Origin of the sequence: Streptococcus constellatus (assembly GCF_902167705.1) — a bacterium.
GTDB lineage: Bacteria > Bacillota > Bacilli > Lactobacillales > Streptococcaceae > Streptococcus > Streptococcus constellatus_A.
Genome location: NZ_CABHMZ010000015.1, coordinates 67225 through 87838 on the forward strand (window position 1 = coordinate 67225; position 20614 = coordinate 87838).

The following is a 20614-nucleotide window of genomic DNA, read 5'->3' on the forward strand; positions in this document are numbered from 1 at the left end:
AATTATACTATATCTTACTAAAAAGTAAAGAATTTTCAAACAAATCTTTTACTAAAAAATGTTATTGTGCTCCAAATGCCTTCAAAAAAACAGATTTACTTCTCGTATCTTATCAGTGAATACACTGTTTTTATGTCTTTTTCTCTGAACAAATGACATACGTTTCAAACTCCAGATTCGGCATACATTCTGCTAAATCGTTCTCAATGCGCTTCAGTGCTTCTAAACGCATTTCAACAGATGTATGAGCATTTCCTTGAATGATAAAAATAGCATTCTTTGTCTCGTCATCAAATTTATAGTTTTCTCCGTCACGAACATCTAGCCATGCTAAAATTCCTTTTTGATCACGATAAACATAATCAGTCTGTGAAACGTGTTTTTCCGTAGATAAAATCGGTAGAAAAACATCTTCTTTTTGACTAACCGTAAATTCAATTTGCCCCGCTATTTTATCCAAATCATGCCCACCGATGGCTAATAAAGAATGTAAAGATTCAACATTATAAATATCAATAATACTATTAATATTCGGGATGGATCCTCGATGTCGAATATTCCGAATAAGCGCCAAAACGGTAGGAGGATTCTTCTTGACACTACGTCCGACACTTTGCAACAAATCCTTGTAGCCTTGAATGACTGGAGTATCAGACACCTCATCGATATCGCAATTCAATGCCCACTTTTCCATCTCTTTTTGCTTTTTCAAAAATGAAGCAGGTAAAGGTGCATGTGGGTCTACATTTTTGGCAATGCCAATTACCACATTTTTAATTCCAAGCGCTACGAGACTTTCATCAAGTATAAATTTCATTATGATCTACCTCCAAATAATAATTTAGTGAGTTGATTAACTATTAAATCCTTTGCAAAAAGTCTTATTTTATTGCTAAACCACTGTTTTTTATGACAATCTAGTTGTAGATTTCATTTAAAATCTTGAACAGTTTGTTATACTGATAAGACTTTCTATTTATGAAAAATATTAAAAAGATTGGAACAGAATCCAGATTGTGATGCCAATCGTGGAAACCTGTCCCGCTTATTTATTTTTCACTATTTTCAACTGCAGCTGTGACAAAAGCTGTATAAAGTCCTTCTGGACGATTAGGACGGCTGGATAATTCCGGGTGGTATTGACAAGCTACAAAGAATTTATTTTCTGGAATTTCAATAATTTCTACCAGACGATTATCAGGTGAAACTCCTGAGAAGACAAATCCTGCGTCTTCAAATTGTTGACGGAATTCATTGTTAAATTCGTAACGGTGGCGGTGACGACGCTGAACAACTTCTTGATTGTCATAAGCTGCAGCGGCTTTGGAACCACGTTTCAACTTAGACGGATACAGTCCTAAGCGAAGCGTTCCTCCCATATCTTCTACATCAATCTGATCACGCATCAAATCAATAACAGGGTGCTTCGTATCAGGATTTAATTCTGAAGAATTAGCATCATCAAATCCTAGCACATGGCGAGCAAACTCAACACAAGTCAACTGCATACCAAGGCAAATACCAAGCATTGGCACATCATTTTCACGCGCATATTGAATGGTCGCAATCTTTCCTTCGGTTCCACGGTGACCAAATCCACCTGGCACAATAATACCGTCTGCATCTTTCAGCAATTCGGCGACATTTTCAGTTGTGACATCATTCGCATTGACCCAATTTAGCTTGATTTCCGCATCGTTGGCATAACCAGAGTGCTTGAGAGCTTCTACAACAGAGATATAAGCATCTGGTAGTTCCACATATTTCCCAACCAGTGCAATTTTTACTTGTTTCTTCAAGTTCATGACTTTATCAACCATAGCAGACCAATCTGTCATATCTGCTTCTGGCACGTCTAACTTCAAGTGGTCACAAACGATTTGGTCCATATTTTGTGCTTGCAAATTCAGCGGAATTTGATACAAATGTTCCACATCTAGCGACTCAATCACCGCTTCTGGTGCTACGTCACAAAATTGCGCCAATTTATTTTTAATATTTTGACCTGCTGGCTTTTCAGTACGAATGACAAGCATGTTTGGTTGAATTCCCAGGCCACGCAATTCTTTTACAGAATGTTGAGTTGGCTTGGTTTTCATTTCCCCAGCTGCCTTAAGATATGGAAGCAAGGTCGTGTGAATATACATTACATTATCTGCACCGACATCTGCCTTCATTTGACGAAGAGCTTCTAAGAATGGCAAGCTTTCAATATCTCCAACAGTTCCTCCTACTTCTGTGATAATCACATCAGAGTCTGTTGTCGTTGCAGCACGTTTAATCTTTTCTTTCAAAGCATCTGTAATGTGTGGAATGACCTGAACAGTTGCTCCAAGATACTCACCTTTACGCTCTTTACGAAGAACTTCGCTATAGATCTTACCCGTTGTGACATTTGAATATTTATTTAGGTTAATATCAATAAAACGTTCATAGTGTCCAAGGTCTAAGTCAGTTTCTGCGCCATCGTCTGTCACAAACACTTCCCCGTGTTGGTAAGGACTCATCGTCCCCGGGTCAATATTGATATAGGGGTCAAACTTTTGAATGGTTACCTTAAGACCACGATTTTTCAAAAGACGACCAAGACTTGCTGCCACAATCCCTTTACCAATCGAACTAACTACACCACCTGTAACAAAAATATATTTTGTTGCCATAAATTCTCCTTATCTAAGATACAAAACCCGTTTAGAAAACGTACGAAAATGGGGAACGACCATTCACAAATCAGTCTTTCCTTTTTCGATGCTTTCAGGCGTGCTCACTTCTATAATAGCAAAAACAAAAACAGCTCCCTAGAGCTAGGGAGCCTTTGACTTCTTTAAAAGAAGTGCCCGATATTATAATATCGCAGAATAGATTTTTTGTCAAATAAGAAAAGAAGATGTTGCTAAACTTAACTATTCTTCGTCTTCTGGATCTACCTCATCATCTGAGTAATCCTCGTCTTCTTCATTGAGTTCGACTTCTTCCCCTAAATCATCAGGTGCGATTTCATTGATTTCAGCATCATACGCTTCAACTTCACTCTTCTCGTCGTCCGGATTGTCCTCGTCATAGTTAAGGGCAGGGTCTACTTCGTATGAATCTTCATCTTCTGGATCATCGTCATTGTAATCAATGGCATTTTCATCTCCGTCCATAAAGGCATTCACACGTTTTTTCTTCCGTTTCTTAGGAGCTTCTTCATCATCTTCTTCAAGTGTGATAATTTCTTCATCCACTTCGTCAATCGCATACCATGAACGCAAGCCCCACTTGTTATCCCCTAGGGGAATGAAACTGCCGTCCACATTTAACTCTGTATAAAAAAGCGGCAAGGCTTCACGAATATCACTATTTGATTTTTCAAGGTAATTTTGAATTTCATTTACAAGATCGTTAAAATACATTTCATGATTGCGACCACGTGTTTCTAAGATAGCACGCGCTACTTCAATCATAGAAAGTTCACTTTTTTCTTGTCCAGCAAATACTTCTAATTCCAAAGTTGATCTCCTTTTAAGGTTTGAGAGCTTTTGCCCATATTGGCTCCCAAAAATTTAATTTATTGAATTTTCGCTACTTTTTATTGTACGATAAAAATCTTCTTTCGTCAAAAGAATTTTATCCTCTATTCAAGAAAATCACTTTCTTACTAAAATGACTTCCGCTTTTATATAAAAAGAAGTAAAAAGGCAATTCAGCCGAATCTCCGACTGAACTTGCCTTATGTATCATTAGATTATTTTACTTTTGCAGTACTTGTAATCAATTCAACGGCTTTTTTAATAATAATATCATGTTTCAACATGTCTGCTGAAAGAAGTTGACGAACGCGTTCTACTTCCATGCTGTAATCTGCTGCAAGTGAAGCAATTTCTGCTTCAATGTCTTCATCACTTGCTTCAAATCCTTCTGCTTTCGCAACAGCTTCAATCACAAGGTTTGTTTTAGTACGTTTTTCAGCGTCAGCTTCATGTTGCTTGTGAAGATCTTCTTGAGTTGTACCAGTGATTTGGAAGTACATGTCTGGTGAAATGCCTTGACGTTGCATGTTCCCAAGGAATTCATTCACAGAGCGATGAACTTCTTCGTGAACCATTTCTTCTGGTAACTCAACAATTTCTGCATTTTCTACTGCAAGGTCAAGTGCTGCAGATTCAACTGCATCATCAAAAGCAATTTCTTTTGATTCAGCTAGTTCTTTGCGATATTTTTCTTTTAATTCGTCAAGTGTTTCAACATCTTCGTCAATATCTTTGGCAAGTTCATCATCTAATGCTGGAACTTCTTTTTCTTTCACTTCGTGAATCGTAGTCACAAATTTAGCATCTTTACCTGCAAGGTCTGTTGCTTGATAGTCTTCTGGGAATGTCACGTTTACTTCTACTGTTTCACCAGCAGCATGTCCAACCAATTGGTCTTCAAATCCTGGAATAAATTGACCGCTTCCAAGTTCAAGTGAGAAGTTATCTCCTTTACCGCCGTCAAATTCAACACCGCCAACTGTTCCAACAAAATCAATCACAACTGTATCACCATTAGCAGCCTTATCTTCTTTCAATACAAGCTCTGCTAAATTGTTGCGTTCGCGTTCAATTCTTGCGTCTACATCTGCATCAGATACTTCTTTAGAAACTTCAACAGATACTTCTAGGTTTTTATACTCACCTAATTTTACTTCAGGTTTTGTAACGACTTCAGCAGTAATAGTCCAGTCTTGACCTTTTTCCATAGATGTTACATCAAATTGTGGTTGAGCAACAACTTCAATCTCTGCTTCTTTAACTGCAGCTTCATAAGCAGCTGGAAGAAGGGCATTTAATGTGTCTTGGTAAAGAGCTTCTTCACCAAATCTTTGGTTAAATACTGGACGAGGAAGATGACCTTTACGGAAACCTGGCACATTCAGATTTTTCTTAACTGAGTTAAATACGCGATCCAATTCTGGCTTGATTTGTTCTTGACTGATTGTAAATGTCAAAACTCCGCGATTTGTTGCTTTGCTTTCAAATGATACAGACATTCTGTCATTTCTCCTTAAAATTTATTGAATACAATCAATTATACCATAAATACACACTATTTCACAAATTTTCTAATGAAATTTTAATGATTTTTCTGTCCATTTGCTGATTTTGCTCTTTATGCTTTCCGAATTTTATCCTTTTGATAAGCAGCTCGTGCTCCACCGATTAGCTTGGGACGACTGGCAAGCGCAGTCACATGTGCTTCTCCTAATTCTCTCAAAATTGGTCGCACTGGAATTTGGACGTGTTTGACATGCATGCCAATCGCTGTGTCTCCAATATCCAATCCTGCTTGAGCCGTGATAAATTCCACTTCAACTGGAGTATTCATATATTTAAATGCAGCCAATTGACCGCTTCCACCTGCATGTAGAGTGGGCAAGACATTGACAATTTCTAGGTTTCGTTTTTGCGCCAATTCTTTCTCCACAACCAAAGCACGATTAACATGTTCGCAACCTTGAACAGCTAAGTAAAGCCCACACTCAGATAACATATCCAGCATGGTTTTGACAATGACTTCTCCCACTTCTTGGCTGGAATTTTTTCCAATATGTCCTCCAATCACCTCACTGGAAGACAAGCCCAGTACAAAAATATCACCGGAAGAAAGGGCTGATTTTTCTAAAACATCTGTTAAAATGATTTGTGTTTGTTTTTTCAATTCTTGTAAATTCATCATTTTACCTCGTTTCATTTTTATCATAAATGCTTGTAAACATAGTTACAAATAGAGTTTTTAGAAACAAAAGGACACAATGTCCTTATGTGTTTTATTTTTTCAAAACATCTGCCAACAGTTTATTCAAAATAGCTCCGACAATCATTCCCAAGGTATTTTGGCAAAAGTTAGGAAATATTTCTGGAAAAGCTGCTCCCCAACCATGCATGATAGTGGAAGCAAAAGCATAACCTCCTACCATAACAAGCGTAGCCAACACCAAACCGAGATAGCGACTTTTTCCTTTAAAACCTGCAAAATAGCCTTGTAGACCATGAAAAATCAGGCTGAAAAACATCCACTGCGGATAACCTGAAATCAAGTCAATGAGAAATCCTGCTAAACCACCGACGATTGCTCCTTCTTTTCTACCAAAATAAAAGGCAGTAAAGAAAATTCCTGCATCAAGGAAAGTTAAAATCCCCGTTGGTGTTGGAATTTTTAAATAATAGCCCAAAACAACTGTCAACGCAGCAATCATGGACAAAAGAACAAGTTTATATGTCTGATTTTTTTTCATATTGAACAACCCCATATTGATCTGAATGTTGGATAGCTTGATAAACAAATTTTTTTGAAATTTGAACAGCTTCAAAAGTTGATTTCCCTAGTAATAGCTGACTGGCAATACTAGAAGCAAAGGTGCAGCCAGCGCCCGTGTTATTGTTTTCTAAAACAGGTGATTCCAAAATTTGAAACTGTTCGCCGTCATAAAAAACATCTATCGCTTTTTGAGCATCTAAGCGGTTGCCTCCTTTGATAACAACGGATTTAGCACCCAAGGAATGGAGAAGTCTAGCCGCTTCTTTTACATCCTCCAATGTTCGCAACTCCTTTTGAACCAAGAGTTCGGCTTCTGGTAAATTGGGCGTGATGATGCTTGCATAAGGGAAAAATTTAATCAATTCATCTCGAAGTGCTGAGACCTCGACATCATGGGTTTCCTTGCAAACCAAGACAGGATCTAATACGACGGGAATACCTGCATGAGCTTTCACAAAATCCAAAGCCAAATCTGCCACTTTTATATTTGGTAAAAGCCCCAGTTTAATGGCTGAGAAAGGCACATTCTTGAGAGAATTGAGCTGCTGGGCAAAGATTATCGTGTCTACAGGAATGACTTCAAAGCCTTGCTCTGTCATGGCCGTCAGACAAGTCACCGCTACAAAACCATGCAGTTGATTGACTGTATAAGTTGCTAAATCAGCATGCAATCCGCCACCACTAAAAATATCATTCCCTGAAATTGCCAGAATCAGATTATTCTTCATATCGTATCTCCTTTAGATAAAGTCCATTTGGTGCTGCTGTTGGTCCAGCCAAATGACGATTCTTCTCTGTTAAAATTCTATCAATCTGCTCAACTGGTATTCGTCCATTCCCAATCTTCAGCAATGTTCCGACCATATTGCGGATTTGCTTATATAAAAATCCATTTCCAGAGAAAGTAAATATCAGAAAGTTGCGTTTCTCATCAAAATCTAAACGTGCTTTTGTAATCGTCCGAACTTTATTGTCCACACTAGTCCCTGACGCTGTGAAACCTGTAAAATCGTGGGTTCCTTCTAACTTTGCAATAGCTGCTTCAATCAAATGCAGATCAAGCGAATAGGGATAATGGGTTGCATAATGGCGCATCATAGGATTTTTAGGACGCCCAGTATCCACTATAAATTCATAGGTCTTACTGTGTTTCCAATATCTAGAATGAAAATCCTCATCCACCTCTTCTACACTGATAAAATCAATGTCTTCCGGTGTTTGCGTATCAAGTGCAAAACGTAGTTTTTCTTCATCTCTTCTTTGCGGCAAATCAAAATGAATAACCTGCCCCAAAGCATGAACACCACTGTCGGTGCGTCCAGCTCCATGAATAATCACCGGTTCTCCCCTGTTGATTTTGGTTAAAGTCTTTTCAATCTCTTCTTGAACGCTGCGAGCATGAGGCTGCCGTTGAAAACCAGCAAAGTCATGACCGTCGTAAGAAATAATCGCTTTATATCGTGTCATGTGTTTATTGTAACAAGAAATAGTTTGGAAAACAAGAAACTATAAACTTATCTGTCTGGGGTCAGATTTTCATCAAAAAATATGCTACACTAGAATACGGAGGAAAGATAAATGACTGATATTACTTTTTGCGAAGAGAATGCTCGATTTCGTTACAAAGCTGCCGCCGTTATTATTGAAGAAGGCGCACTTGCTTTTATGACCAATCCTGATGAGGATTATTTTTATCCTTTAGGTGGAGCTGTTCAGCTGGGCGAAACTTCAGAAGATGCGGTTCTTCGAGAAATTAAGGAAGAAACCGGACAGGACTACGAAATCGATCGACTACTGTTCATCCATGAAAATTTTTTCCAACAAAATCCTGGCAAATTAGCTGGACTGAATTGCCATGAAATTTCCTTTTATTACTTGATGAAGCCAAAAGGACAGCAGTTTCCAAGCATCTCTCCTAACGAAACAGTTGAATGGATACCACTAGAGCGAATTGAGGAATACCAAGCCTATCCAAATTTTCTAACAAAACTTGTTACCACGCTACCAGCTGGTATCAAGCGAGTCATCACCAAAGATGAAAAACACACATTTTTATCCTTGTGACAAAAAAAGAAGAGGTTGGGACAAAAGTTCTCAACCTCTTCTTTTTATAGTTTGGCTTGCAAGACGCAGTGCTTGGTTGGATATCCTTATCCCTTGCTATATCGGTGATAGCGGCTATCCTAACCGACTGTGCGGAGGTGGGAGTAAAACAGTCCAGTGGACTGTTTTAGGTCAGCAACTAGAAAACTAGGACTTGCTGAAAAATCACATTCTTCGAATGATTGATTTCTGTCCCATTCTCTTTTCTTATTGTTCAAAGGCATCTTTCATTTTATCAAAGAAGCCTTTTTTCTTTGGATTGACTTTAATATCACCAGCTTCTGCAAACTCTTTCAGCGCTGCTTTTTGTTTGTCGTTAAGTCCTGTCGGTGTTACAACATTGACTGTGACATATTGGTCACCCATGCTGCCACCACGAAGGCTTGGCGCTCCTTTTCCACGTAGGCGGAATCGCTTGCCTGTTTGCGTTCCTTCTGGAATGGTTAATTCCACATCTCCGTGAACGGTGGGAATTTCAACGCTGTCACCTAAGGCCGCTTGAACAAAATTGAGGTTCAGTTTGTAATAAATGGTCGAGCCATCCCGCTCAAACTTATCACTTGATTCCACTTGAACGACGACATACAAATCACCATACGGTCCACCATTGAAACCAGCCTCACCTTGACCAGACAAGCGAACTTGTTGACCAGTTTCGACACCTGCTGGGATTTTGACATGAACACTATGGGCTTGTTTTTCATGCCCTGTTCCATGGCAGGTTTGGCAAGGATCTTTGATTTCTTGTCCACGTCCATGGCAAACATCACAAGTGACTTGACGACGCATCATTCCAAGAGGCGTTTGTGTATCTACATTGATCACGCCTGCTCCATGACAGCGACTACAAGTGGCTGGGCTAGTTCCTGGTTTCGCACCAGATCCGTGACAAGTATGACAAGTTGCCTCACGATTGTATTTAATTTCTTTGTCCGTGCCAAAAATCGCTTCTTCAAACTTAAGATTGACCCGATATTGAAGGTCATCTCCTTGACGAGGTGCGTTGGGATTGCGACTTGCACCACCCCCACCAAAGAAGCTAGAGAAAATATCTTCAAAGCCTCCAAAGCTAGAACCATCAAAGCCACCGAAACCGCCAGCTCCACCGCCAAAGCCTCCATTAGCACCCGCAGCACCATATTGATCATAGGCTGCCCGTTTTTGCTCATCACTCAAAGTTTCATAAGCTTCTTGGACTTCTTTGTATTTCTCTTCAGCACCCGGTTCTTTATTGATGTCTGGATGATATTTTTTTGATAATTTCCGATAGGCTTTCTTGATCTCATCCTGAGATGCATTTTTAGAAACGCCTAAACGGTCGTAAAATTCAGTATTGTTCATGATATAAGATACAAAGGGCGTTAAGCGGACACAGCCAAAATAGGAGTTTTGACGAAGAATCCAGAGATTCTAGGAAAAACTATCTTTTTGGCACAGTCCGTAGCCCGTGTTCAGTTACGAACACTCTTTGTTCCTTTCTATTAGTGTTGCGAAACGAACCGAGAATTCCCAATCCAGTTCCTTTTTTATCCAAAAACAGAGGTTGGGTTGCAACCTCTGTCGCTTCAGGTTGTACTAGTTAATCCATTTAAAATTGAATCATTCTTTCATTTTTTATGTTTTAACTGATACTTCTTTTTTACTTCATTATAACTAGCAACCGCAACCGTAATAATATCTTCAACACTACAATTCTCAGCCCTCACTTGTCGTGTTATAGAATTGTCGTCATCACCTGAGTTTTCATCAATACCTTCTAAAGATGCTGGCAAGAAAGTATCTGTATAAAATTTCACTATTGTAACTTCATCAGTTTTATTGTAATGAAGTTCTAAAAATTTATTACCGATTATCTTACCTAAATAATATAAAGCAGTCTGTTCTTTATTTGGCTCGGTATGAATTTCTAATCCTTGTTTCTCAAGTTGGATAATTAGTTCATCAACTTTCATTAAATCCTCCTCGTAGTTTACTTCTCAGTAAATTCACCGTCTACGACATCGTCGCCTTTGTTGTCGCCTGTATTTGCTTGGCTTGCTCCTTCCGCTCCTGCTTGAGCTTGTTGGGCTGCAGCCGCTTGTTCGTAAAGTTTCACAGCGAGGGCTTGAGCTTTTTCATTGAGGGCTTCAAGTTTTGCTTTCATATCGTCCAAGTTGTCGTCTTCTTGGGCTTTTTTCAATTCATCAAGAGCAGCTTGAGCGGCATCACGTTCTGCATCAAAGCCTTTGCCTTCTGTTTCTTTGATTGTTTTTTCAGTTGCAAAGATAGCTTGATCCACTTCGTTACGAAGATCCACTTCTTCTTTACGTTTCTTATCTGCTTCAGCGTTGGCTTCAGCGTCTTTCATCATACGGTCAATTTCTTCATCTGTCAAACCTGAGTTAGATTGGATGACGATATGTTGTTCTTTTTGAGTTCCAAGGTCTTTAGCCTTAACTGATACGATACCGTTTTTGTCGATATCAAAGGTTACTTCGATTTGTGGAATTCCACGAGGAGCAGCAGGAATGTCTGTCAATTGGAAACGTCCAAGTGTCTTGTTGTCTGCTGCCATTGGGCGTTCACCTTGAAGAACATGGATGTCAACGGCTGGTTGATTGTCTGCTGCTGTAGAGAAGACTTGTGATTTAGAAGTTGGGATAGTCGTGTTGCGGTCGATGAGTTTTGTAAATACTCCACCCATAGTTTCGATACCAAGTGACAATGGTGTAACATCAAGAAGGACAACGTCTTTGACATCACCAGTGATGACACCACCTTGGATTGCAGCACCCATAGCAACTACTTCGTCAGGGTTTACTGATTTGTTTGGCTCTTTACCAGTTTCAGCTTTTACAGCTTCTACAACAGCTGGGATACGGGTTGAACCACCAACAAGGATGACTTCGTCAATCTCTGACAAGCTAAGACCAGCGTCAGACAATGCACGACGAACAGGTTCTTTTGTGCGATCTACAAGGTCACGGGTCAAATCGTCAAATTTGGCACGAGTTAAAGTCATTTCTAAGTGGAGAGGTCCAGCTTCACCAGCTGTGATGAATGGCAAGCTGATTTGAGTAGAAGTCACACCAGAAAGATCTTTTTTCGCTTTTTCAGCCGCATCTTTCAAACGTTGCACAGCCATCTTGTCAGTTGACAAGTCAATACCATTTTCTTTTTTGAATTCTGCTACCATATAGTCGATAATCTTTTGGTCAAAGTCGTCACCACCGAGTTTGTTATCTCCAGCTGTTGCCAAAACATCAAAGACACCATCACCGAGTTCAAGGATAGATACGTCAAATGTACCACCACCAAGGTCAAATACCAAGATTTTTTCTTCTTTATCTGTCTTATCAAGACCGTAAGCAAGGGCTGCAGCAGTTGGTTCGTTGACAATCCGTTCTACTTCAAGACCAGCGATTTTACCAGCATCCTTTGTAGCTTGACGTTGTGCGTCATTGAAGTAAGCAGGAACCGTGATAACTGCTTTGGTTACTTTTTCACCAAGATAATCTTCAGCATAGCCTTTCAAGTATTGAAGAATCATCGCTGAGATTTCTTGCGGTGTGTATTCTTTACCGTTAGCAGAAACTTTTTCAGATGAACCCATTTTTGATTTAATGGAGATAATCGTGTCAGGGTTTGTCACTGCTTGACGTTTTGCAGCGTCACCAACGATGATTTCACCGTTTTTGAAGGACACAACAGATGGTGTTGTACGGTTACCTTCTGGGTTTGCAATAATTTTACTTTCAGTTCCTTCAAGAACTGCAACTGCTGAGTTTGTTGTACCTAAGTCAATACCAATAATTTTGCTCATTATTTTTTCCTCTTTTTTTATTTTTTTACGTTCATAGTTTACCGTCGTTTCGGACGAGATTTTTTATTCTGCTACCACTACCATAGCTGGTCTTAGGAGACGTTCATGGAGTTTGTAGCCTTTTTGGAAAACTTGCGCGATGCTTCCAGCTGGGTGATTATCATCTGCCGGCACCGTCTGGATAGCCATGTGAACATTGTGGTCAAATTCACCATCTGTTGCTACTTCCTCAATGCCTTCATCTTTCAGGGCGGCTATCAAACTTTCCTGTACCATTTCCAGTCCTTTTCGGACATCATCAGTCAATCCCTCAACAGCCAAGGCACGTTCTAAGTTATCCAACGAAGGAAGGATTGCTTTTCCTAAGTCTTGACTGCGATATTTTTGCAATTGCTGACGCTCTTCATTTGCTCGGCGCTGAATATTTTGCATTTCAGCAGCTGCACGAAGATATTTGTTTTCAAATTCGTCTGCGCGCTCATTTGCCAAGTCCAATTCGGACTTCTCAGGAGTTACCTCTGCTGTCGTCTCCTCAGAAGTTTCTTCTACTGAAACTTCCTCTTCTTTTACTTCTTCTTGTTTGTTCTCTGCCACTAGGCACCTCCTTTTAGGAATTATCATAATCATAATTAGTGAACTTCATAATGGTTACTGCTTAAGTACCGATAGAAGTCCGTCAGTTTCATCGTCAAGACACGATTAACAACATTGAGCTGACTGACAACACGCTGGTAATCCAGATTGACTGGACCAACAATTGCCAACACCCCAAATCCTCGATAAGGAATGAGGAATTTGCTAGAGATGAGCGTTAAATTCGCTAAACTGCTTTCTCTGCTGTCCGCCACGCGCACCGCCTGCATTTGATCTTCAGCTAAACTATCTCGAATTTCAAAAGCCACTTTTTGCGGTTGATCAAAGAACTGATAACTCTTTAAATCTGAGAAATGTAATAACTTTACCTTACCAGATACAATGATATTTTCTTTGAAAATATCACTAAAGATATGCTCGAAAAGATCCATAACATTATCGGTCGTTGTAAAATAACGCTGGATAATCTGTGGAATCTCTGTCCGAATCTTATAGTGAATATCAAGAACTGTTTGTCCTAAGAAACGCTCCTGAATCAATTCTTTCAGCTGAATCAAATCACCTCGCAAGAAATTACGCGGAATCATGAACTGGCTGGTGATCGTATTGGACTCATCCAAGGTGAAAACCGCCAAAGCTGTATGCTGGCTGAGGATCACAATGTCAAAAGCAGTCAAGCGCTGTTGGCTTGGTTCTACATCAAGTGCTACCACCGTACAGCCACTTAACGTTGAAAGAACGTCCGCTGCCTGTTGAAGAATGTCCTCTAATTTGAAGAATTCACGGTCAAATGCCTTGATTACTTCATAGAGTTCATTTTCAGCAAGACGATCAAAGGAAAGGGAGTGTTTGACAAAGTATTGAAAACCTGCCACACTGGGTTTGCGTCCGCTTGATGTATGTGCTTTTTCTAAAAGACCTTGTTTTTCAAGAACAGCCATATCATTACGAATCGTTGCGCTGCTAGACTTGATTGATTCTTGCAGAGCTTTGGATCCGACTGGCTCATGGGTCTTTGTAAAGATGTCAATGATTAAGTTTAAAATCTCATTCTGACGTTCCGTTACCATGACATCACCCCTTTCAGCTTTAAGCTGGAATACGAGATTTTCTTTTTAGCACTCTAAATACCTGAGTGCTAACTTATGATTCTATTATACACGGTTCAATTTTAAAGTCAAGACAAAAACTCAAAAAATTAGCACTCTTTTTGTAAGAGTGCTAAAAATCAGTCTGAGGACCTACAAAATATCTTATAGAAGATGTTATAAATCTTAAACTTTCTTCAATGTTAAATAAAACCGCAGCAAATTCACACGAATTGCACTACTAAAAACTACTCTTGCTCACCGTCATCCAGTATTTTCTTGCCGACAGTGCAGTAAGACATATCTCCAATACAATCAACTGTGAAGCGACCATCTTCGTATTCAACGACCGTCACACTGCCATTGTCTAAACCATGCGGTCTTGTTTGGTCAATGAGATATACAAAAGTTCCAATAGTCATGCCGTGGCTAGCAATCAAAGCATTGCCACCACCAGAGGCTTCTATTTCTTTTGCAATGTCTGAAAATCCTGTCCAAATACGATTGCTCAATTTTTCCCAACTTTCAGCCCAACCAGCAGTATCCACTTCCACCAGACCTTCGGCCAACTCAGGATAACTCAATTGATGAACATGCTCTACATTAAAAACACGCGGCATCACTCCCATGAACAATTCGCCATCATAGGCTCCATCAAAACTGCCAAAACACCATTCGCGAAGTCGTTTATCTGTGCGATAAGGAATGCGTCCTGTTAAACCGAGTTCCTCTAGCAGAATCCCCATGGTTTGAATCGTCCGCCCACTATCACTAGAAAAAGCTTTTGCAAATTGAATCCCAGACTTGCGAAGTCCAATCCCTAGCTCACGAATTCCACGTTCTCCCACAGCGGTCAAAGGTGTATCAGACCAGCCTTGTGCCCGACCGATTGTATTAAACATGGTTTTCCCATGGCGAACAATGTATAATCTTGTTTTTGCCATATTTTACCTCCGTTTTTCTCACTATATTATATCATTTTTTGCAGAAAATCGTTTGAGAGATGAAAGAAAAATCAGGAGTAAGATAAAAGTCACAATTTGTAAACATCAACTTTTCTTACATTCCTGTTTTTATAATTATTTTTGTTTTTCCAGTATCTTAGCACCCACTTGGCGATAAGACATGTCTCCTAATGTTTGAATGGTAAATTTCCCATTTTCATATTCCACAACTGTTACACTACCATTTTGCACGCCAGGATTTTTGGTAATCGCTTCATCAATCAGATACGCAAAAGCACCGATTGTCATACTATGACTGACGACAAGAGCATTGCCCCCGCCAGAAGCTTCTACATCTTTAGCAATCGCTGTAAACCCATCCAGAATCCGACTGCTCAATTGTTCCCAAGGTTCAGCCCAACCAGCTGTATCGACTTCAACCAAGCCATTCGCCAACTCAGGTAGACTCAGCTCCTTATAGTCATCTGTATTAAGAACTCGTGGAATCACGCCATAAAAAAGCTCACCACCATAGGCTCCATCAAAACTTCCGAAACACCACTCACGAATCCGTTTGTCAAAAGTATAAGGAATGTTGCCTGTTAAGCCGAGTTCTTCAAGGACAATCCCCATGGTCTGAATCGTTCGCCCAGAGTCACTGGAAAAAGCTTTAGAAAATTTCAACCCCGACTCTCGCAGACCAATTCCTAATTCATGGATGCCACGTTCCCCTTCAGCCGTAAGTGGCGTATCACTCCATCCTTGCGCCCGACCAATTGTATTAAACATCGTTTTTCCATGACGAATAATGTATAATTTCGTTTTTGTCATTTTAATCTCCTTTTCAAAAGAAGAAGCTGGGACAAAAGTGCTCAGCTTCCTTTGCTTATATAGTCATAATTATAAGACGCAGTGGCTGAGTGGACTCTAATACGTTGATAAATCAACTTTTACAGCCCTACTCAACCGTGCGGAGGTGGGACGATGAAATCAAGTTTCTACGAAACTACTGATTTCTGTCCCACTCTCATTTTAATTTTTAAAACTATGAATTGGTGCTGGAATTTGTCCACCACGCGCGATAAAATCAACAGATGACGCCTGATTAACTTTCATGACCGGAGCCGTTCCTAAAAGACCACCAAATTCAATCATGTCCCCTTCTTTTCCTTTAGGAATAATCCGCACCGCTGTCGTTTTCTGATTGATAACGCCAATTGCCGCTTCATCGGCAATCATAGCTGCAATGGTTTCAGCAGGTGTTGCCGCAGGAATCGCAATCATATCCAAGCCTACTGAGCAGATAGCAGTCATGGCTTCTAATTTTTCTAGATTGAGAGATCCATTTTGAACTGCTGCAATCATCCCCTCGTCTTCTGAAACTGGAATGAAAGCACCAGACAAACCGCCGACTTGATTGCAAGCCATTACGCCACCTTTTTTGACTTGGTCATTAAGCAAAGCCAAAGCTGCCGTCGTTCCATGCGTACCGACCGTTTCCAATCCCATTTCTTCCAAAACACGAGCGACAGAATCCCCAACAGCTGGCGTTGGTGCCAAACTTAAATCAACAATTCCAAATTTCACACCTAGGCGCTCTGAAGCCATTTGACCGACCAATTGACCGATACGAGTGATTTTAAAGGCTGTTTTCTTAACCGTTTCTGCCACCACATCAAAGCTCTCACCACGGACTTTTTCCAGCGCACGCTTGACAACACCAGGACCAGAAACCCCAACATTGATGACTACATCCGCTTCACCGACACCGTGAAAAGCTCCTGCCATGAAAGGATTGTCCTCGACAGCATTCGCAAAAACAACTAATTTCGCAGCTCCCATATCAGAAAGTTCAGCCGTTTCCTTGATGACACGTCCCATGTCTGCCACCGCCGTCATGTTAATGCCTGACTTGGTGGAACCAATATTGACAGAGGAGCAAACCTTATCAGTCTCCGCTAAAGCTCGCGGAATGGAACGGATAAGGATTTCATCTCCTTTTTGATAACCCTTTTGCACCAGAGCAGAAAAACCACCGATAAAGTCAACACCGATTTCTTTTGCTGCTCGATCCAGCGCCTTTGCCAGTGGCACATAATCCTCACTATCGGTCGCTGCCCCAATTAGGGAAATAGGCGTGACAGAAACTCGCTTGTTGACAATGGGAATCCCTAGCTCCGCAGCAATTTCATCTCCGACAGCTACCAAATCTCTAGCTTTACTGGTAATCTTCTGATAGATTTTTCCCGCCGCTCGCTCAATATCCGTATCAATACAGTCGAGAAGTGAAATGCCCATAGTGATAGTCCGAATATCAAAATTCTGCTCCTCAATCATGGCAATCGTTTCAGTAACCTGCTTTATATCCATTTTTTCACCTCTGTTAGATATTGTACATGGCATCAAAAATTGCTGCACTTTGAATATTGATTTTAATATTGAGAGTTTTGCCAAAGGCTTCAAACTCCTCGCGCAAAACAGTGAAATCTTTCTTTTCATCACTAGAAACGACTGCCATCATCGTGAAAAATTCATCTAAAACCGTTTGTGAAATATCATCAATATTCAAACCAAGCTCTGCAATCTTGCTAGACACTCCTGCCACAATCCCCGTTCTATCCTTGCCAACAACCGTAATAATCGCTTTCATTCTTTGCTCCAATCAACATACTTTTTCCTATTGTAGCATAAGTAAAGGAAATTTGCATAAACTGAAAGAGAAAAATCCGACTTTTAATCCTCAAGCCTTGCTTAATCGTTATCAATTGATTGTCGATTCTTTCCAATGAACACGACAATCCAGCACTTGCTGCTTTTCTTCCTGATGACGACCTTCAATCTGATCAATCAGAATTTTCGTTGCTTGCTGCCCTTCTTCAAAAGCTGGTTGGACAATTGTCGTGATGCTTGGTGAAGATAAGCTCGTCCATTCTGTATTATCAAAACCAATCAAGCCCACATTTGGTATATCAAAATCCAAGTCTTTCATAACGGTAAACACTAGTGGCAAAGCCCAGCAATTTGGTGCAAAAACTAAGGTTTTCTCTCCTGAATTGACTTCCTTTTGCAAAAATTCTTTCATTTTACCTAAGTCAGTGTGCTCATCCTCAATAATCAAACTTGTATATTCTAAGTTGGAATCTGCCAAAGCATCCATAAAGCCACTAGCTCGTTCAATCCGTGTACTCAATCGGCTAATATCTGCTGTGATGAGAATATATTTTTCATAACCTTTTGCAACACAAGCCTGTGTCACATCATAGACTGCATCGTAATTATTCGTTTTGACCCAACTTGTCCGATGTTCATACAATTGACTATCAAAAAAGACCATTCGTTTCTTTTTTTCCTCAATAATGCGAGAATATTTTCTAAAGTTTGAAGTCGGCTGAATAATGAAACCATCCACTCCTAACAAAAGCATACTTTCGATATATTTGTCTTCACTTTCTTGGTTGTAATTGCTATTTCCAATCATAACCTGATAACCATTTTGATGTGCAATATCCTCAATTCCTTTGACAATCTGATTTGAAAAACTATTGGTAATATCGCCAATCAAAACGCCAATCAATTTGGTTCGCTTGGAGTTGAGGCTGCGCGCTACAATGCTAGGCTTATAATTAGTCTCTTCAATAACCTTTTTGATTTTCTCTCTGGTTTCCTGAGACATTTTTTCATATTTACCATTTAAGTAAAAGGAAACAGTCGTTTTTGAGGTCTGAGCAATTTCTGCAATATCTTTTATGGTCAATTTTTTTGCCAATTTAAGGTCCCTCCTAAGCACTCATATTATAACATATTTTATCACAAAACGATGGCTTCAAATCCCATAAAATCAGACTTTTCTAACTTTTTAGTCTGATTTTTGTACAAGTTTTTTTGTCATAGATAACACATTTTCCTCTCATTTTAATACCATTGACCACACATAATTTTTCTCCTTTGTAAATATCATCATTTAACACTAAGATCAGTTTATTTGTGCAGTCATTTTCTATTTCAAGTGCAAGTGCATTAGGAAGCCGGCGCCCATCTGTTTGATAAACTGTATGATATTTTACAGCAAATGATTGATCCATAATCAGAGTGGCATCAATGATTCGATCTGAAAATTTCTGTATTTTGACCAATTTATGACTTTCTTCCAGTTCATTGTATTTCTTAGAAATGAACGTTTTTTCTAACACCAGCGGAATCTCGCTCCAAATCTTAAGGTCATTGACTTGACTTGGACTGTAGATAACTTGACTATCTAGTATAAATTGAGTTCGTAACTTATGATCTCCGGCACATCTAATGTCATCCACTACAAACCAAACACCTTCTTCCAACATGATGATTTTCCGAGTATGCAAGTAAGAAGATGGATTTGAAGCCAGATAACTGCCTTCCACATAATGAGCATCTGAAACTCTTTGATAGTCACAAAACAAAGATTGTGGATAATTTTCATAATCCCAAGAACCAGATACTATTTCAGGCGGTGTCTCATCAAGGATACATCCGGTGTGACTCCAAGCACTTTTTAGAACAGAACGTTCTCCTATCTCTCTGTAGGTATAGCGACCAGAATCCACAAAAATTAGCTTGCCTTGATCCTGTAGGCAAAAGCTATTTTGATCACTGTGAGTATGGGCGCTGCCCATCGGTCCATTTTTGAAAAAGAAATGGCTCCGAGGTGTCTGAATACAAACCTGACCAGAATCCTTGAAAAAAGCAGTTCTTGTTCCTTGTTTTTGAGCTTTTAATGTTGCTAAACGATCAGCACCTTTTCTCCCAACCAACAGCAAACTATATGGATCTAAGTATGAATTTTTTAATGAGAGTAATTGTTCATCTTCTAAAACGAGGGCAGATAAATTCAGAATATCCCACGTATCTGTACAGTCGCTATCACCAAAAGCAATCGTCTTTCCATCCAAGCCTGTCATCATCTGAATGTAGGTAGCCATTTTTCCTAACAAAGTCGCATACTTGTGCTTCAACTCTGGTAGCAAGATACACAATTCTAACAGAGCTTTATAAACTTCTACATGATACAAAATAGACTGCTCAAACTGGGTGCCATCTTCCAAAATTTGAATTTGTACCTGTTGCTGTAATTCTTCTATTGCAAACAGATATTCTTCTTCAATATCGAGCTGTTCTGAAAAGAAATGATAGATGGCAATCATTGGAATGGTCTGCAAAATCCCCCAATTACTGAGTGTATACTTATCACGATAACACCTTCTCATAAAATGAATCTGAGTTTCAAGAGAGCGGTAAATGATTTGCAACTCCTTTTCTTCCAGCAAATCCAATTCCAGTAAAAACAGCAAAATTTTCAACCAAGTAAAACAGCGAATCCCTGTATCTAAGGTTCTAGTCGTCAAAGATTGCGGAGAAAATTCCTGTACTTGCTCTATCCAATCAAAAATGAAAAACTTCAATTTTTGAATATATCGCATGTCTCCCTCGACCAAGTAACCAATAACAAAGTTCAGTAAATACTCCTGCCGATTGAGCATGTACGTCCACTCTGGATCTTCTTCAAATAGCACTTCCCAATTCATCGGCTGAATCTGATGTTTTCTCGGGCACGGCTCCATATCCCAATTTCCATCAAACAAAAAATAATGGCTAAACATTCGTTCAAGGGAGTGCTGAATGCGGCTATATTCTTCCTTTTGATAGCGAAGAATATAATGTCGATAATACTCTATATCAAAATCTTCAAAAAAAATAGTTCGTTCTTGTTTCATATTTCCTTACCTAAAAAATGGTTGATACAGTTCTGCTTCTCTAGAAATCTGCCTTTT

General features: G+C 39.6%; 20 protein-coding genes. 1 reads left to right on the forward strand and 19 read right to left on the reverse strand.

Annotated features, from left to right (window positions below; all coding sequences use genetic code 11):
• Positions 1 to 130 precede the first annotated feature (130 nt).
• From FQ204_RS04515 to truA, 8 genes are all read right to left on the reverse strand, one after another.
• On the reverse strand, positions 131 to 817 hold the full coding sequence (locus tag FQ204_RS04515) for a B3/4 domain-containing protein (RefSeq protein ID WP_144209157.1): 687 nt from the start codon (positions 815 to 817) through the stop codon (positions 131 to 133).
• Positions 818 to 1049: 232 nt separating this feature from the next.
• Positions 1050 to 2660 (reverse strand): CTP synthase, encoded by a 1611-nt coding sequence (locus FQ204_RS04520; protein WP_144209161.1) that lies wholly within the window; start codon positions 2658 to 2660, stop codon positions 1050 to 1052.
• Between the two features lie 243 nt (positions 2661 to 2903).
• The gene (rpoE, locus tag FQ204_RS04525) at positions 2904 to 3491 is read right to left on the reverse strand and encodes a DNA-directed RNA polymerase subunit delta (RefSeq protein WP_144209164.1); all 588 of its coding nucleotides are present in this window, start codon (positions 3489 to 3491) and stop codon (positions 2904 to 2906) included.
• A gap of 236 nt (positions 3492 to 3727) precedes the next feature.
• Positions 3728 to 5011 (reverse strand): trigger factor, encoded by a 1284-nt coding sequence (gene tig, locus FQ204_RS04530; RefSeq protein ID WP_144209167.1) that lies wholly within the window; start codon positions 5009 to 5011, stop codon positions 3728 to 3730.
• Positions 5012 to 5130: 119 nt separating this feature from the next.
• The gene (locus FQ204_RS04535; protein ID WP_144209214.1) at positions 5131 to 5694 is read right to left on the reverse strand and encodes a TIGR01440 family protein; all 564 of its coding nucleotides are present in this window, start codon (positions 5692 to 5694) and stop codon (positions 5131 to 5133) included.
• A gap of 94 nt (positions 5695 to 5788) precedes the next feature.
• Entirely contained in the window at positions 5789 to 6256 is a 468-nt protein-coding gene (locus tag FQ204_RS04540) for an ECF transporter S component (RefSeq protein WP_144209170.1), read from the reverse strand.
• On the reverse strand, positions 6234 to 7007 hold the full coding sequence (locus FQ204_RS04545; protein WP_144209173.1) for a bifunctional hydroxymethylpyrimidine kinase/phosphomethylpyrimidine kinase: 774 nt from the start codon (positions 7005 to 7007) through the stop codon (positions 6234 to 6236). The genes FQ204_RS04540 and FQ204_RS04545 overlap by 23 nt, the downstream gene beginning before the upstream one ends.
• Positions 6997 to 7746 (reverse strand): tRNA pseudouridine(38-40) synthase TruA, encoded by a 750-nt coding sequence (gene truA / locus FQ204_RS04550; RefSeq protein ID WP_144209176.1) that lies wholly within the window; start codon positions 7744 to 7746, stop codon positions 6997 to 6999. The genes FQ204_RS04545 and truA overlap by 11 nt, the downstream gene beginning before the upstream one ends.
• A 111-nt stretch (positions 7747 to 7857) precedes the next feature.
• Here truA and FQ204_RS04555 point away from each other — a divergent pair, with 111 nt between their 5' ends.
• The gene (locus FQ204_RS04555; protein WP_144209179.1) at positions 7858 to 8343 is read left to right on the forward strand and encodes an NUDIX hydrolase; all 486 of its coding nucleotides are present in this window, start codon (positions 7858 to 7860) and stop codon (positions 8341 to 8343) included.
• A gap of 246 nt (positions 8344 to 8589) precedes the next feature.
• On the opposite strand, the gene dnaJ is transcribed toward FQ204_RS04555, so the two are convergent.
• The 11 genes from dnaJ to FQ204_RS04610 form a co-directional block, all read right to left on the reverse strand.
• Positions 8590 to 9723, reverse strand: a complete 1134-nt coding sequence (dnaJ, locus tag FQ204_RS04560) for a molecular chaperone DnaJ (RefSeq protein ID WP_144209182.1) — start codon at positions 9721 to 9723, stop codon at positions 8590 to 8592.
• Between the two features lie 266 nt (positions 9724 to 9989).
• Positions 9990 to 10334, reverse strand: a complete 345-nt coding sequence (locus tag FQ204_RS04565) for a hypothetical protein (RefSeq protein WP_144209185.1) — start codon at positions 10332 to 10334, stop codon at positions 9990 to 9992.
• 17 nt (positions 10335 to 10351) lie between these two features.
• The gene (dnaK, locus tag FQ204_RS04570; protein ID WP_144209188.1) at positions 10352 to 12184 is read right to left on the reverse strand and encodes a molecular chaperone DnaK; all 1833 of its coding nucleotides are present in this window, start codon (positions 12182 to 12184) and stop codon (positions 10352 to 10354) included.
• Positions 12185 to 12247: 63 nt separating this feature from the next.
• Positions 12248 to 12805: a nucleotide exchange factor GrpE gene (gene grpE / locus FQ204_RS04575; protein WP_144209217.1), complete on the reverse strand. Its 558-nt coding sequence runs from the start codon at positions 12803 to 12805 to the stop codon at positions 12248 to 12250.
• A gap of 8 nt (positions 12806 to 12813) precedes the next feature.
• Positions 12814 to 13848, reverse strand: a complete 1035-nt coding sequence (gene hrcA, locus FQ204_RS04580) for a heat-inducible transcriptional repressor HrcA (RefSeq protein WP_144209191.1) — start codon at positions 13846 to 13848, stop codon at positions 12814 to 12816.
• A gap of 266 nt (positions 13849 to 14114) precedes the next feature.
• Entirely contained in the window at positions 14115 to 14810 is a 696-nt protein-coding gene (locus tag FQ204_RS04585; RefSeq protein ID WP_144209193.1) for a histidine phosphatase family protein, read from the reverse strand.
• Positions 14811 to 14945: 135 nt separating this feature from the next.
• Entirely contained in the window at positions 14946 to 15641 is a 696-nt protein-coding gene (locus FQ204_RS04590; protein WP_037597982.1) for a histidine phosphatase family protein, read from the reverse strand.
• A 201-nt stretch (positions 15642 to 15842) separates the two neighbouring features.
• Complete coding sequence (locus FQ204_RS04595) at positions 15843 to 17180, reverse strand: PFL family protein (protein WP_006268307.1); 1338 nt, start codon at positions 17178 to 17180, stop codon at positions 15843 to 15845.
• Positions 17181 to 17193: 13 nt separating this feature from the next.
• Positions 17194 to 17460, reverse strand: coding sequence for an ACT domain-containing protein (locus FQ204_RS04600; RefSeq protein WP_003035507.1), 267 nt, complete (start codon positions 17458 to 17460; stop codon positions 17194 to 17196).
• Positions 17461 to 17571: 111 nt separating this feature from the next.
• Positions 17572 to 18576: a LacI family DNA-binding transcriptional regulator gene (locus FQ204_RS04605; protein WP_003070602.1), complete on the reverse strand. Its 1005-nt coding sequence runs from the start codon at positions 18574 to 18576 to the stop codon at positions 17572 to 17574.
• An 82-nt stretch (positions 18577 to 18658) separates the two neighbouring features.
• Positions 18659 to 20557 (reverse strand): heparinase II/III family protein, encoded by a 1899-nt coding sequence (locus FQ204_RS04610; RefSeq protein WP_144209196.1) that lies wholly within the window; start codon positions 20555 to 20557, stop codon positions 18659 to 18661.
• Positions 20558 to 20614: the final 57 nt, after the last annotated feature.